The sequence below is a fragment of the Flintibacter sp. SJQ-8 genome (genome assembly GCF_054108085.1).
Window position 1 is genome coordinate 94,982 of record NZ_JBPJWR010000016.1, and the last position, 14,010, is coordinate 108,991.

The 14,010-nt window shown below is 60.9% G+C and carries 11 protein-coding genes and 1 pseudogene; 9 read left to right on the forward strand and 3 right to left on the reverse strand.

Annotated elements, in window-relative coordinates:
* Positions 1-58: 58 nt before the first annotated feature.
* The 6 genes and pseudogenes from ACSAMP_RS11935 to ACSAMP_RS11960 all read left to right on the forward strand — a co-directional run bounded on the left by ACSAMP_RS11935 (position 59) and on the right by ACSAMP_RS11960 (position 5,301).
* On the forward strand, positions 59-1,342 hold the full coding sequence (locus tag ACSAMP_RS11935) for a DUF1015 domain-containing protein (protein WP_457800609.1): 1,284 nt from the start codon (positions 59-61) through the stop codon (positions 1,340-1,342).
* A gap of 15 nt (positions 1,343-1,357) precedes the next feature.
* Positions 1,358-1,780, forward strand: a pseudogene (locus ACSAMP_RS11940) (4-(cytidine 5'-diphospho)-2-C-methyl-D-erythritol kinase); the annotation flags it as partial.
* 223 nt (positions 1,781-2,003) lie between these two features.
* The gene (locus ACSAMP_RS11945; RefSeq protein WP_457800978.1) at positions 2,004-2,312 is read left to right on the forward strand and encodes a 4-(cytidine 5'-diphospho)-2-C-methyl-D-erythritol kinase; all 309 of its coding nucleotides are present in this window, start codon (positions 2,004-2,006) and stop codon (positions 2,310-2,312) included.
* Positions 2,297-2,914, forward strand: a complete 618-nt coding sequence (locus tag ACSAMP_RS11950) for a stage II sporulation protein R (protein ID WP_457800979.1) — start codon at positions 2,297-2,299, stop codon at positions 2,912-2,914. The genes ACSAMP_RS11945 and ACSAMP_RS11950 overlap by 16 nt, the downstream gene beginning before the upstream one ends.
* Positions 2,915-3,215: 301 nt before the next feature.
* The gene (locus ACSAMP_RS11955) at positions 3,216-4,328 is read left to right on the forward strand and encodes a pyridoxal phosphate-dependent aminotransferase (RefSeq protein WP_457800610.1); all 1,113 of its coding nucleotides are present in this window, start codon (positions 3,216-3,218) and stop codon (positions 4,326-4,328) included.
* Between the two features lie 115 nt (positions 4,329-4,443).
* Positions 4,444-5,301, forward strand: a complete 858-nt coding sequence (locus ACSAMP_RS11960; RefSeq protein ID WP_457800611.1) for an aldo/keto reductase — start codon at positions 4,444-4,446, stop codon at positions 5,299-5,301.
* 68 nt (positions 5,302-5,369) lie between these two features.
* Here ACSAMP_RS11960 and ACSAMP_RS11965 read toward each other — a convergent pair whose 3' ends face one another.
* Both ACSAMP_RS11965 and ACSAMP_RS11970 read right to left on the reverse strand, forming a co-directional pair.
* Positions 5,370-7,109, reverse strand: coding sequence for a cobaltochelatase CobT-related protein (locus ACSAMP_RS11965; RefSeq protein WP_457800612.1), 1,740 nt, complete (start codon positions 7,107-7,109; stop codon positions 5,370-5,372).
* Between the two features lie 12 nt (positions 7,110-7,121).
* Positions 7,122-7,976, reverse strand: a complete 855-nt coding sequence (locus tag ACSAMP_RS11970) for an AAA family ATPase (protein WP_441795941.1) — start codon at positions 7,974-7,976, stop codon at positions 7,122-7,124.
* Between the two features lie 211 nt (positions 7,977-8,187).
* Between ACSAMP_RS11970 and ACSAMP_RS11975 the strand changes: the two genes are divergently transcribed.
* The 3 genes from ACSAMP_RS11975 to ACSAMP_RS11985 all read left to right on the forward strand — a co-directional run bounded on the left by ACSAMP_RS11975 (position 8,188) and on the right by ACSAMP_RS11985 (position 12,448).
* A complete protein-coding gene (locus ACSAMP_RS11975; protein ID WP_457800613.1) occupies positions 8,188-9,909 on the forward strand; it encodes an RNA-guided endonuclease InsQ/TnpB family protein in 1,722 nt (573 codons plus the stop codon).
* A gap of 710 nt (positions 9,910-10,619) precedes the next feature.
* Positions 10,620-10,997, forward strand: a complete 378-nt coding sequence (locus ACSAMP_RS11980; protein ID WP_457800614.1) for a BlaI/MecI/CopY family transcriptional regulator — start codon at positions 10,620-10,622, stop codon at positions 10,995-10,997.
* A complete protein-coding gene (locus ACSAMP_RS11985) occupies positions 10,994-12,448 on the forward strand; it encodes a M56 family metallopeptidase (RefSeq protein WP_457800615.1) in 1,455 nt (484 codons plus the stop codon). Before ACSAMP_RS11980 ends, ACSAMP_RS11985 begins: the two co-directional genes overlap by 4 nt.
* 65 nt (positions 12,449-12,513) lie before the next feature.
* Here the strand turns inward: ACSAMP_RS11985 and ACSAMP_RS11990 are convergent, their stop codons facing one another.
* Positions 12,514-13,962, reverse strand: a complete 1,449-nt coding sequence (locus ACSAMP_RS11990; protein ID WP_441795944.1) for an ATP-binding protein — start codon at positions 13,960-13,962, stop codon at positions 12,514-12,516.
* Between the last annotated feature and the right edge of the window lie 48 nt (positions 13,963-14,010).

Below are 14,010 nucleotides of genomic sequence, written 5' to 3' on the forward strand. Positions count from 1 at the left end.
TGTTTTCCCGCCCCTTCGGGGCGGGAAAACAAGAATTTGTGAGAACGAGGCGTATACCATGACTTACGAAGAACTTCCCTTCCGCCCGGCGGATATTCTGCTGCCCCAGGACTGCGACCTGTCCCTGTGGAGCGTGGTGGCCTGCGACCAGTATACTTCCCAGCCGGAATATTGGCAGCGGGTGGAGGAGCGGGTAGGCTCCGCCCCCTCCTCCCTGCGGCTCATCCTGCCCGAGAGCTGCCTAGAGGGTCCCAACGTGGAGACCGACATCACCGAAATCAACAACACCATGAGCCGCTATCTGCGGGATGGCCGCTTCGCCCTCTATCCCGGCAGCCTGTTCTATGTGGAGCGTACCCTCAGCAGCGGCAAGACCCGCCGGGGCCTCATTGGCATGGTGGACCTGGAGCAGTATGACTACGAACCCGGCTCCTCCGCCCCCATCCGGGCCACCGAGGGGACGGTCCTCTCCCGCATCCCGCCCCGGGTGGCCGTGCGGAAGAACGCCCCCATCGAGCTGCCCCACGTCATGCTGCTGGCCGATGACCCGGACAAGACGGTCATCGAGCCTCTGTCCGCCCACACCGGGGACATGACCCCCCTCTATGACTTTGAGCTGATGGAGCACGGCGGCCACATCCGGGGCTGGCAGCTGTCCCAGACCCAGATGACCCAGGTGGCCGACGCCCTGTGCCGTCTGGCCGACCCGGAGGCCTTCCGCGCCCGGTATCACACCGCCCCCGACGCCAGCGTGCTGCTGTTCGCCGTGGGCGACGGCAACCACTCCCTGGCCACCGCGAAGGAGTGCTATCAGCGTCAGAAGAAGCTCACCCCCCCGGAGCAGTGGGCCAGTCTCCCCGCCCGGTATGCCCTGGTGGAGCTGAACAACCTCCACGACGAATCCCTGGAGTTCGAGCCCATCCACCGGGTGGTCTTCGGCGTGGAGCCGGAGGACCTGCTGGCTGCTCTGAAAGAGTATTACCCCGGCGTTCACGCTGGCAAGGGCGAGGGCCACGTCTTCACCGCAGTGTACCAGGGCCATGAGCAGGACTACACCGTCCCCCACCCCGCCGCCCAGCTGGCCGTGGGCACCCTCCAGGCCTTCCTGGATGACTATCTGAAGGCTCATCCCGCCGCAAGGGTGGACTACATCCACGGGGACGACGTGGTGCGCCAGCTGTCCCAGCAGCCGGGGGCCATGGGCTTCCTGCTGCCCGCCATGGCCAAGGAGTCCCTCTTCCCCACGGTGATCTTCGACGGGGTGCTGCCCCGGAAGACCTTCTCCATGGGCGAGGCCCAGGACAAGCGGTTCTATCTGGAAGCCAGGAAGATCCGGCTGTAAGAAGGAGGTCCCGTCATGGATGAGATCACCGTTCAGGCCCCCGCCAAGCTGAACCTCACCCTGGACGTGCTGGGCCGCCGGGCGGACGGCTATCACGACCTGAAAATGGTCATGCAGTCCATCACCCTGGCCGACCGGCTCACCCTGCGCCCAGGCCAGACCCCCGGCATCCAGGTCAGCAGCAGCTTCCACTTCCTGCCCACCGGGGAGAAGAACCTGGCGGGCAAGGCGGCGGTGTGCTTCTATCAGGCCCTGGGCCGCCCCGCCCGTGACCTGGACATCGCCATCACCAAACACGTGCCCGTGTGCGCCGGAATGGCCGGGGGCAGCAGCGACGCCGCCGCCGTCCTCCGGGCTTTGAATCAACTGGAGGGCAGCCCCTTCTCCCCGGAGGAACTGGCCCATGTGGGCGAGGGTGTTGGCTCTGACGTGCCCTACTGCGTGCTGGGCTGCACCGCTCTGGCCCAGGGCCGGGGCGAGGTGCTCACCCCCCTGTCCCCCCGTGCCCCACTGCTGGGTGGTGGCCTGCAAGCCCGACTTCCCCGTGTCCACCCCGGAGCTGTTCGCCCGCATCGACAGCTGCCGCATCCGCCGCCGCCCCGACGCCGACGGCCTGATGGCCGCTCTGGACCAGGGGGACCTGATGGAGGTGGCCCGGCGGATGTACAACGTGTTCGAGGACGTGCTCCCCGAGCGGCAGTTTGCCCGGGTGGCCGACATCAAAAACACCCTGATCCAGCAGGGCGCTCTGGGGGCCAACATGAGCGGCACCGGCCCCACCGCCTTCGGCCTGTTTGCCAGCCAGACCCAGGCCCAAGCCGCCTACGACGCTCTGAAGCAGCGCTATCAAGAGGTTTTTCTGTGCCGAGACCGTTTAATCTTCCCACTTTCCGCCCATACTGTAAGCAAATTACTTACGGTATGGGCGGTTTTTTGCCGCCGGGAGGGATTTTTATGGATTGCAAACTGAGACGCTGGGAGTTGGCCCTGATGCTGGGGGTAACCCTCGCTCTGGTGCTGGGGGCCTGGCTGGGGGGCGAGCAGCGGGCTTTGGCCGGGCGGGTGGTCCGGCTCCACGTCATCGCCAACTCAGATTCGGCGGAGGACCAGGCTCTGAAGCTGGCGGTGCGGGACGGGGTGCTCTCCCAGGCGGAGGCCCTCTATCCCCCCGACGCCACCCTGGACCAGGCCCGGGCCGCCCTGGCGGATCATCTGGATGAGCTGGCGGCGGCGGGCCAGGCGGTGGTGGACGCCCACGGCGGCACAGACCGGGTCACCGCCCAGCTCACCCGCTGCTGGTTCCCCACCAAGACCTATGACGGCTTCGCCCTCCCAGCCGGGGAATATGAAGCCCTGCGGGTGGTCATCGGCAGCGGCCAGGGGCAGAACTGGTGGTGCGTGGCCTATCCTCCCCTGTGCCTGGGCGCGGCCAGCGAGACGGTAGACGACGCCGCCCAGGCCGGCCAGTTCACCTCCGGCCAGGCCAAGCTGGTGGCAGGCGACTCCGGGCCTTATGTGTTGAAATTCAAGGGCATGGAGCTGCTGGGGAAGCTGGAGGGGTGGTTTTCCTGAAAACCCCCGGCGGCCAGAGACGAAAATACTCTGGCCGCTGGGGTGCGTATGGATAAGCGGTCAACTTTTTTCATTCCCTCATCATCCTACTAAATTTTATCATTGACTTTATCATTGGCAAGGCCCCGTCCCCGGAGACATCCGGCGCCGGGGCCTTTCGTCATTTTATCGACACATTTTTTCTATTCTGATATTATCTTGTGCAACTATGCCAATTTCAGGTCACTATTCCCCGCTGGTTTCCCCGCTTTGCCCCGGTTCCATAGCCGTTTCCCAATTATAAATTGAAAGGAGCGTCCCTATGAATCTCCCTGTGAAGCCGTATATCAAAAACAAACTGAAAACCAGCTATGCCGTGGAGGGTCCCGAGACCCAGTATACCATCGACTGCGGCGACGGCGTGAACGTCCACACCGTCTCGGAAAAGGCCCGGCAGGCCCTTCAGCACCTGGACCACTCCCTGGCCCAGAACTATCCCCACACCGTGGTCATGAAGGAGAGCATCCAGCGCTATTGGCAGGACATCGTCCCCCTGGCCCCGGAGCGCATCTTCCTGGGGGAGGGCTCCCAAAGTCTGCTGTATGACGTGTGCCGCTTATTTTTAGAGCCTGGGGACCGTGTCACGGGCATCGGACCCTGCTACGCGGAGTTTGCCAGCGACGTGGGCATGTGGGGGGCGGAATATGACTTCGTCCCCCTGCGCCCGGAGAACCGGTTCCGCTTTGACCCGGAGGAGATGCTGGCCCACATCGGCCAGCAGCACAAGCTGGTGTACATCGACTCCCCCAACAACCCCACCGGCCAGGCCATCCCCCTGGCCGACATCCGCCGGGTGGTGGCCCTGGCGGCCCAGCTGTCCATCCCCGTCATCATCGACGAGGCCTATGGGGACTATCTGCCCCGGGAGGAGTCGGCCATCGGCCTGACGGATACCTTTGAAAATCTGGTGGTGCTGCGCAGCTTCTCCAAGGCCCACGGTCTGGCGGGCATCCGGGCAGGCTATGGCATCCTGCCGCCCCAGCTCATCGTACCCCTGGACAACATCACCCACCCCTACATCTGCTCCTGCCCCGCCCGGGCGGTGGCCCAGGCCGCCTTAGAAGACGAGGGGTTCTTAGACCACACCCGCCAGGTGACCGCCCAGCTGAAGGCCCCCTTCTTGACCGAGCAGTGGGACACCCTCACCCTCTCCTACACCCGCCCGGAGACCCCCATTTTCCTCCTCACCCACCCGGACCCCGCCGTGGACCTGAAGGCCTGCTTCGACCCCTTCCACATCAAGGTGGTGTCGGGCCGCTCCTTTGTGGGACTGGGCCAGAACTCGGCCCGGCTGCGGGTGCCCCTGCCCCAGGACCAGGAGGCCGTGCTGGAAGCTATCCGGCAGATCGACCAGCAGCTCAGTGAAAAGCGCTGACCTTCGTCAAATCCCGGCGGCGGCGAGGGCCCCTTTTTGTGTAGTTTTTCTCTTTTTCTCCCCCGTTTTTTGTCGTACACTGAGATGACGAGATAAACTGTTAGGAGGTCATTCCATGGACGTGAAAACCATCACCCTGGCGTCAGGCGCCACCGTCCCCGCCCTGGGACAGGGCACCTGGTATCTGGGGGACGACCCGGCTGCCCGGGCGCGGGAGATCTCAGCCCTGCGCACCGGCGTGGGCGCGGGGATGCGCCTGATCGACACGGCGGAGATGTACGGCGGCGGACGCAGCGAAAAGCTGGTGGGCGAGGCCATCGCCAACACCCCCCGGGAGGAGTTGTTCCTGGTGTCTAAGGTCCTGCCGGAGAACGCCGGAGAGAAGCATATCTTCCAGTGCTGCGACGCCACCATGAAGCGCATGGGCGTGGACTATCTGGACCTGTATCTCCTCCACTGGCGGGGCAGCGTGCCCCTGGCGGAGACCGTCCGCTGTCTGGAACAGCTGAAGGAGATGGGCAAGATCAAAAATTGGGGCGTGTCCAACTTCGACATCGACGACATGGAGGAGCTGTGGCGCATCCCCCAGGGCCGCAACTGCCAGGTGAACCAGGTGCTCTATCACATGGGCTCCCGTGGCATCGAATATAGCCTGCTGCCCTGGATGCGGGAGCACCAGGTAGCCCTGATGGCCTACTGCCCCCTGGCCCAGGGCGGCTCCCTCCGCCGGGGGCTGCTGAATGACCCCGCCGTGCTGACCATCGCCGAAAAGCACCACGCCACCCCCATCCAGGTGCTGCTGGCCTGGTGCGTCCGGGACGGGCACACCATCGCCATCCCCCGCACCGGTCACCCGGACCACACCCTGGAAAACGCCGGGGCCAACGCCCTGACTCTGGACGAGGAGGACCTGGCCCGCATCGACCGGCAGTACGCGCCCCCCACCCACAAGATGTATCTGGACATCCAGTGACGAAACGCTGCAAAAGCCGCCCCCCGGTAAGCCCGGGGAGCGACTTTTTTCTGTTAGGCTATTTTGCTTTACAATTGCAGCAGTATCTCGCTTAAGCGTTTTCCCGCCGAGCCGCCGAAGTCCTCTGCCCGGCGGATGCGCAGGAAGGCGGAGCCATAGATCATCCGCTCGTTTTCCAGCTCGTCGTCGTCCCCCAGAAAGATGCCCAGGACATAGGCCCCAGCCCGGCGCAGCTTGCGCACCTGAAAGCAGGTGTCCCGCACGGCCTCCTCCCCCACATACTTTTTGGGTTTGCCCGCCCGGACCCGCCCGCTGACCATGTCGTTGGGCAGGCCGTCGCTGAAGACGATGAGGATCTTGTGGTCCTCCCGCCGACGCATCAGGTCCACCCCGGCAGCGGCCAGGGCTAACCCGTCCCGGTTGTTGGACGTGGCCCGATACTCCAATATCTTTCGGTCCGCCGCCGGGCCGTCGTCATAGTCCCGGAAGCGGCGCAGCACCGTGTGATCCCCATAGGTGCAGTAGCTCATCACCCGGTGGGGGATGTGGATGGCACTGAGGGCGGCGCTGAACAGATAGCTCTGCATGGCCACCATGGCCTGGCGGACAGACTGCGAGCCGCTGGCGTCGATGAGCAGCTCCACCGCCACGGTGGAGTCATCCTGGCGGAACACCTTTTCAAACAGCTTGGGGTCCCGGCACCGGCCCGCCTTCCACAGGTCCCGGCTGACCAGGGCGCCCCAGCTTGCCCGATAGGTCTCCGGCTCGTTTTTCAGGTTCAGGGCGTTGCGAAAGGCCTGCTCGATACTGCGGATGCCCTGGCGGACGGAGCTCTCGTGCGCCTCCACCATCTTCCGGTTGCCCGCCCGGCTGGCCCGCAGATTCTCCGCCCGGGCGGAGGTGCCCTCATAGGCGCTCTCGGGCAGGCCGTCGGTGAAGAGCAGCTTGCGGTTTTCGTGGATGTCCACGCACACCGTCCGCTCCATCTCCTCCAGGGCCTGGGCCGTCTGATAGCTGGGGCCGAAGTTCTTCTCCAGGCTCTCCGGGATGGCCGCCAGGGCGTTCTCCGGCAGCTCGATGCCGTCGGTGAGCACATTCCCCGCCTTTTCATAGCTCAGTTCCGCCTGCTGTAGGTCGGGCTCCGGCGGCTCCCCCTCGTCCAGGGGCTGGGCCAGGGGGTCTGGCCTGCCCATATTCTCGGGCACCGGGTCCTGGTCGTGGTCGGGGGCAAAATAGCGGGTGAATATCTTTTTATACAGCAGCACCGCCCGCTCCACCAGGGCCTGGGCGGTCTGGCATTGGGTGCTCTCCTCCGTCATGGAGACGAAGCGCTCCACCACATCCTCAAACCCCTTGAGGTTCTGGAGGATGAGCTGGCTGTCACGGTCCGCCGCCTGGGGGAACTGGCGGACCATCCAGCAGATATACATCCAGTTCCGGGCGGTGGCGCGCAGGCGCAGGGGGTCGCCCTCCAGCAACTGCCGGGCGGCCTGCTGGGCCATGGTCTGGACGCCGGGGCGCTCCGCCCGAATGTGCAGGCGCACGGCATACTCCAGACACATGTGGGCAATGGGCAGCAGCACCTCCATGTTATAGTCGGCGTAGCGGTGCCGCCGCAGCCACACATTCAGCTCGTCCAGGCCGAACAGCTTGTCCGCCCCGCCTAAGATCACGCCCTCATAGGCCGCCGCCATGCCCCCCAGCTGGCGCACCGGGTCGCTCATCTTCTTCACATACTCCGGGATGGGCCGCTGCCGGTGGTCCTCTGACACCGTCAGGAACAGGCTTTCCTCTCTGTCAATGCTCACGATGCGCTCCCGTCACACAAATCTGGTCATGACAACGTCCTGGACCAGCTGATGCTCATACTCGTCAAAGCACTTATTTGTAATGCCCAGGGCGATGGCGTCCTTGGCGTCCATGCCGTCGGTCATCATCCGCAGGGCGGCCACCATGCCCCGCATGTCCACGGGCCGGGTGGAGATCTCCCCGTTTATCGCCTTCTCGTTCAGGTCCAGGAACAGACCCACACAGCGCTTCACGTCCTCCTCTGAGGCCCCGGGGGCGTCGGCCAGCAGCAGGCGGCGCAGCTGCCCCTCCTCCAGGGCGGGCATACGGATGACCACAAAACGGGAGACCAGGGCCTCGTTCAGCTCCCGGGTCCCGGCGTAGCCATAGTTCATGGTGGCGATGAACCGGGTGGCCGGGTGCATGGGGATGGGCTGATAGCCGGGCACGTCGATGAGACGGCGATAGTCCAGCACCGAGTGCATCACGGCCATGGCCTCGTTTTTTGCCATGTTGATCTCGTCCAGGATGCAGAAGCCGCCCTCCTCCGCCGCCTGGGCCACCGGGCCCCGGCGCAGCCGCACCTCGCCGCCGGTAAAGGTGTCTGTGCCGATGAGGGTGCTGCTGTCTGTGTTCACGTGGAAGGAGATATTATAGCTGGGCCGGCCAAACAGCCAGGCCAGATTATCCGCCAGAATGTTCTTGCCCGTGGCCTTCTCGCCGCACAGCAGGATATTTTCTCCCTGCAAAAGGGCGGCCACGGCCAGATCTAAGACCTCCTCGCCGATAAAGTCCACCGGCGGCTTGGCAATGCGCCCCCGGACCGCCGGGTCCACGGGATAGCGGGCCTTGAATCGCTCCAGTTCTGTCTTCAATTCTTCTCTCATAACGCGCTCCGTCTCTGCGCTCCGGCAAGAAAAAAGCGCCGGAGCAGCTGTTTTTGCAAGTTTGATTATAGCTTTGGGGCAAATGGTTGTCAATGGAGGGGTCTCGGCAGGAAATGTGAAGTCTTCTTGGTATTCGACAAACCAGCATTTACAGAATGCCCCAATTATGTTATACTGATATCATTCTATAATCTGAAAAGGAGGGATATCCGTGTCTGTTGTCTTGAAAACAGAGAAAATACGGCTGGAAAATTACGCGATGAAGATGCGGCTCTACCCCTCCCCCGCTCAGAAGGAACAACTGGACAAGATGTTTTGGGCTCTCCGTCTGGCCTATAACATGACCTTTCACGAGGTGTTCCAGCAGAACCCCGCCGTGTGCGGTGAGCCAGACGAAAACGGGAACGTCTGGCCCAGCTATAAAAAGATGGCGAACAAGGCCTGGCGAAAGACGCTCATCGACCAAAACCCGGCTATCGCTGATGCCCCTGCGGCTGCGATCACCACCAACAATGGCCTGTTCCTGTCTGACGGGCAAAAGGCCTGGAAAACCGGGATGCACAATCTTCCGGCCAACAAAGCTGACCGCAAAGACTTCCGTTTTTACAGTGCGTCCAAGCCTAGGCGAAGTTTTTTGGTCCAGATCCGCCCAGGGCATATTGTTCCCTCTGATACCAATCCAAAGGTCGCCAGGATCAAGCTGCCGAAAATAGACGGTGCCATCAAGGCCCGGGGATTCAACCGGAAAATATGGTTTGGCCCTGACGGAAAGCACACCTACGAGGAAGCGCTGGCCGCCCACGAGCTGTCAAATGACCTCACTGTAAGGGTCTCCAAAGACACCTGCGGAGATTATTTCATCTGCGTCACCTTCTCCCAGGGTAAGGTAAAAGACGACCAGCCAACGTGGGAATTTTATCAGGAAGTGCGGGTATCCCCCACCCCGGAGCCCGTCGGCCTTGACGTGGGTGTCAAAGACATCGCAATTTTGAACACCGGAACAAAATATGAAAACAAGCAATTCAAGCGGAACAGGACCGCCACGTTAAAGAAAATGTCCCGCCAGCTATCCCGCAGATGGGGTCCGGCAAATTTGGCTTTCCGGGATTACAACAAAAACATCCGGGCCGAAAACCGGGCGCTGGAAAAAGCACAGCAGGAGTTGGAGACTTCCGGCGCCGACCAGAAAGCTCCAGTGCTCAAATCTGTGGCACAGCCCAGCCGCCGGTATCTGACGATACAAAGAAACCGAGCAAAGCTGGAGCGGAAGATCGCCCGGCGGCGGGACACCTATTATCACCAGATCACAGCAGAGGTGGTCGGAAAGTCAAGTTTGCTTGCGGTGGAGACCTTACGGGTCAAAAATATGCTGCAAAATCACAGACTCGCCTTTGCACTGAGCGACGCCGCCATGAGCGATTTTATCTCTAAACTGAAATATAAGGCCCATCGCGTTCAGGTCCCCCTGGTCGCCATCGGTACATTCCAGCCCAGCAGTCAGACGTGCAGCGTCTGCGGCAGCATCAACCCAGCTGTAAAAAATTTAAGCATCCGAGCGTGGACCTGTTCCAGCTGCGGAACACGCCATGACCGGGACATCAACGCCGCAAAAAACATTCTGGCCATCGCCCAAAACATGCTGGAAAAGAAGGTCCCCTTTGCAGACGAGGCGCTTCCAGACGAAAAGCCGCCTGGCGCTCCGGCCAAAAAGGCCGCCCGAAAACCGAGGGACGCCGTGTTCCCGGACCACCCCGACCTGGTGATCCGATTCAGCAAAGAATTGACCCGGCTGAACGACCCCCGCTATGTGATCGTAAACAAGACAACAAATCAAATCGTTGACAACGCCCAGGGCGCTGGATATCGCAGCGCCGCCAAAGCAAAGAACTGTTACAAAGCAAAGCTGGCCTGGTCCAGCAAGACAAACAAATAAGCAGATATCAAATTTTAAAGTGGTGGGAGGTCTGTCCCCACCACGGGGTGCGAACCTTGTATGCTCATCATTGCCGTGAACGTTCGCACATCTGAACGACCATATCATCGCTGCCCTGCGACCATTCAGCGGCAATCGGGACGCAGGCACGATATGTAACCGTGCATTTCTGTGAACTGCTTCCAAACCGCACTGCTTCATTATGATCCTCCCTGTGCAGTCCTGCCGAAGCACTTCACAGAAGTGCATGGAGCAGAAGTATAGTATCAAGATAAGGTAGGAAGCCGAAAACGGAAGCACTTCACAGAAGTGCATGGAGCAGAAGGAAAACATCCCTGATAAGGTGATGCTCCGGGATCACGAAGCACTTCACAGAAGTGCATGGAGCAGAAGAACAAAGTACTCCCGGCAGAACTTGCGGTCATGGGAAGCACTTCACAGAAGTGCATGGAGCAGAAGGAGCAGGACTGTTGGCAGATTGCGCTGGCCCGGTAGAAGCACTTCACAGAAGTGCATGGAGCAGAAGATCGATATGCTGGCCGCATATCTCCGCACCTAATGAAACACTTTTCAAATCTTTCAGTACAAACTCCTCCAGCTTTGCGGCTGGGGGAGTTTTTTATTCTTCCCCTTGACAACTATCTTCTACGCTTGTAGAATATAATCAAGCTACAACTGTAGAACATTTTCATAGAAGGGAGGATAAAACTATGACCCGTGACACGCGGCGGCTGCCGGACGCGGAGCTGGCGGTGATGCAGGCTCTTTGGGCCTGCCAGACCCCGGCGGGGCGGAGCGACCTGGAGGGCGTTTTGCAGAGCACCCACCCCATGTCCGCCACCACCCTGCTCACCCTGCTGTCCCGGCTGGGGGACAAGGGCTTTGTCCGCAGCGAGAAGGTCGGGCGCAGCGCCCGATACACCCCCCTGGTCTCTCAGGAGGACTATCTGGCCGGGCAGAGCCGCCGGTTTTTGGACCAGCTGTGCGGCGGCAGCCTGTCCACCTTTGCCAACGCCCTGTGCAGCAGCGGGCTCACCCGCCAGGAGCTGGATGAGCTGCGCGACCTGTTGAATGGAGGGAAGTTATGAGCCTCACCGATAACCACAGCTTTCGCCTTTTCACTTTCGTGTTTCTCAGCCTGTTTGTGGGCTTTCTTTTGCTCTACCGGTGCAATGACGACGGGCCCCGCTCCCGCCAGGACTCCACCCACCGCTATCAGCCGCTGATGAACGCCGATCTGCTACCCCTTATGGTCTTCTTTTTGCTGCCCCTGGGGCTGCTGTTCGTGGGGCCGGGCCGCATGGCACAGCTTGCGCTGTCCGTGCTCTTCCAGTGCTTTCTTCACCTGGCCGTATACTATGCCCTGCTCCTGCCCCTCACGCCCCTGCTCCGCCGGTTCATCAGCGCCCGGGGCTGCGCCATGCTGTGGCTCCTCCCCAATTTTCTCTATCTGTGCTTCAATTCCGGTCTGATGCCCGACGCCCCCGCTTTCGTCCTGCGCACCCGGGGAAACTGGATCTGGCTGGTCCTGGGGCTGTGGCTGGTGGGGACCATTTCCGTGTTCGGGTGGAACACCCTGTCCCACCTGCACTTCCGGCGGCAGCTGCTGGAAGGAGCATGGCCCATCACGGACGAGGAAGTCTTGGACATCTGGCAGGAGGAGATGGACCAGGCCCAGATGGAGCCTCTCTCCTGCCCCCTGGTGATCTCCCCCCACACCTCCACCCCCCTGACGGTTGGCCTGTTCCGCTGGACCTTGCAGGTGGTGCTGCCCCTGCGGGCCTATACCCCCGACGAGCTGCACCTGGTCTTCCGCCACGAGATCGTCCATATCTGCCGCCGGGACAGCTGGAACAAGTTCTTTCTCATGTTCTGCACCGCCCTGTGCTGGTTCGACCCCCTCATGTGGATGGCCATGCGCCGCAGCGCCGAGGACACGGAGCTCAGCTGTGACGAGACCGTCCTCCTGGACGCGGACGAGGCCACCCGGCGGCAGTATGCCCAGCTGCTGCTCACCACCGCCGGGGACGGACGGGGATACACCACCTGTCTCTCCCCCGTAGCCGCCTCCCTGCGCTATCGCCTGCGCAGCGTGGTCGCCCCCCGCCGCCGGGTGGCGGGCGGCATTCTGGTGGGGCTGACCCTGTTTCTCCTTATGTCCTCCTTCGGCTATGTGGCCCTGTCCTTTGACGAGCGCCCGGGGGCTGAAGTTCTCTTCGGCGGCGACCCGGCGGGCTATACCCTCCACTCCGTCCGGCGGGACGGGGAGCTGCTGGACTGCTCTGACCCGGAGGCCCTGATGGACTACCTCTCCGCCCTGCCCCTGGCCCACCTCACCGGGGACTATGACTATGAGGACCAGGACCAGGCCACCTATGTGCTCTACTTCGACGCCCCCAAAGAAGTGACCAGGAACCTGTGCGTGGTTCTCTCCGGCCGGCAGTGCAAGATGGACCCCTCCAATGGCCGCGCCTTCCAGCCCTACTATCTGCCGGAGGGTGTGGATATTGAACAGCTGGATAGTCTGTTGACGTCTTAAATAAATATCTTTACAAAATGGCATCTGCAGACCGATATTCCGTCTGCGGATGCCATCTTCCATTCTTATTCCTTTCCCCGATATCCATATCGCTCTGCATTTCCCAGCAAATACAGAAAGGCAAAAGCCGGAATGCGGATCAGTTCTTTTCCATTTGGCGCATGATGTGTTCCGTAATCATCTGGCCGCTTTGTCACAATGATGGCGGCGCTGGCCTCGTCACTCAGGGTACAAATCGCAGAGTCGTCTGGAATGGGAGCCTGTTCCCGGTATTTCACTTCGATCAGAATGTTCTTGATGTTTGGGTAGTCCACCACCACATCAATTTCTTTATTCTTGCGTCCGCCCCGGTAATACCCTACCCTGGTCGCCTGTTGATAATAAAACGCCGCGACGTGCTTATAGACGGCCGTTTCTACCATTTTTCCAAGCTCAATGGGGTTTGTCAGCACGTCATCATCCATCAAAACGGCATTTCGGATCGCCGCATCCGCAATATAGATTTTCGGCTGGGCCTTCAGCACCTTGCGTCCGCCCATCTCCACCGGCCAGCTCTGATAGATCAAATTTGCGCTCTCCAAATAATTGATATAGCTCTCCACCGTCGGCCTGCTGACGCCGCTCAGTTCCTTTGCTATGGCTGTGAAGGAAACGATCTCAGAAGAGACATTGCAGAGGTATAAGAATATCCGCTCCAGCTCTGTCGCGCTGCGTATTTTGTAAAGAGAAGGCAGGTCCCGCTTCAGAACCTTATCTACCACATCCTCCCGCATGATCTGCTGGGCCATCAGGTCGTTCGAAGCCAGCGCCAATTCAGGGAAACCGCCCACTTGCAGATAGCGGGAAAAGTGGTTCTGTATTCCGTCCAGCTTCATCATCACACTGGTGCGCTCCTGCTGCGTCATTTTCAAGAACGCGGTGGGCCGTATATCCGGGCCAAGCTCCGGGGTGTCGACGCCAATCAGCGCGCAATATTCAAAAAAGGACAAGGTCGGGACCTGGATAACGCTCCACCGCCCCGCGCCGCTCTCTGTGCTTCCCTTTATCAGCGCCGGACTGGCCGACCCCGTTGCGACCATCTGCGTGGATGGCTGCAAATCATAAATCGTTTTCATCCACTTGTCCCACTCGCTGGCATACTGCACTTCGTCGAAGAAGTAATAGCAGTCTTTATCTGCCCACACGTTGGCGTGGTAGCAATCCAGAATATCATCCAGGCCGCTGAGCTTGAGCATGGGGTGGTCCAGGGAAATGAACACGATGCGCTGTGGCGGCACCCCTCGCTTCAACAGGGTGTCGATCATCTGATATTGAATGGTGGTCTTTCCCACACGCCGGGTCCCAGTCAGGACGACTGTTCGCCGCAGATCCCGCTGCTCCAGGCGTTTCATCGCTTCATAATAGGCAAAACGGCGATAGTGCTTTGTAAAGTCAGGGTGGACCGCGCCTGTGACCCACCAGGGATTAAACGCCTTTAAAACCTTTAATATCTGCGCCTGCGTCGCAATGGCCATCTCCATCACCTCGTCAATATTTTATTGCCTATTTTCCATTTTGTCAAC

Coding starts and splice junctions, on each gene's coding strand:
- ACSAMP_RS11935 (WP_457800609.1), top strand. CDS start 59: ATGACTTACGAAGAACTTCCCTTCCGCCCGGCGGATATTCTGCTGCCC.
- ACSAMP_RS11945 (WP_457800978.1), top strand. CDS start 2,004: ATGTACAACGTGTTCGAGGACGTGCTCCCCGAGCGGCAGTTTGCCCGG.
- ACSAMP_RS11950 (WP_457800979.1), top strand. CDS start 2,297: ATGGATTGCAAACTGAGACGCTGGGAGTTGGCCCTGATGCTGGGGGTA.
- ACSAMP_RS11955 (WP_457800610.1), top strand. CDS start 3,216: ATGAATCTCCCTGTGAAGCCGTATATCAAAAACAAACTGAAAACCAGC.
- ACSAMP_RS11960 (WP_457800611.1), top strand. CDS start 4,444: ATGGACGTGAAAACCATCACCCTGGCGTCAGGCGCCACCGTCCCCGCC.
- ACSAMP_RS11970 (WP_441795941.1), bottom strand. CDS start 7,976: ATGAGAGAAGAATTGAAGACAGAACTGGAGCGATTCAAGGCCCGCTAT.
- ACSAMP_RS11980 (WP_457800614.1), top strand. CDS start 10,620: ATGACCCGTGACACGCGGCGGCTGCCGGACGCGGAGCTGGCGGTGATG.
- ACSAMP_RS11985 (WP_457800615.1), top strand. CDS start 10,994: ATGAGCCTCACCGATAACCACAGCTTTCGCCTTTTCACTTTCGTGTTT.
- ACSAMP_RS11990 (WP_441795944.1), bottom strand. CDS start 13,962: ATGGCCATTGCGACGCAGGCGCAGATATTAAAGGTTTTAAAGGCGTTT.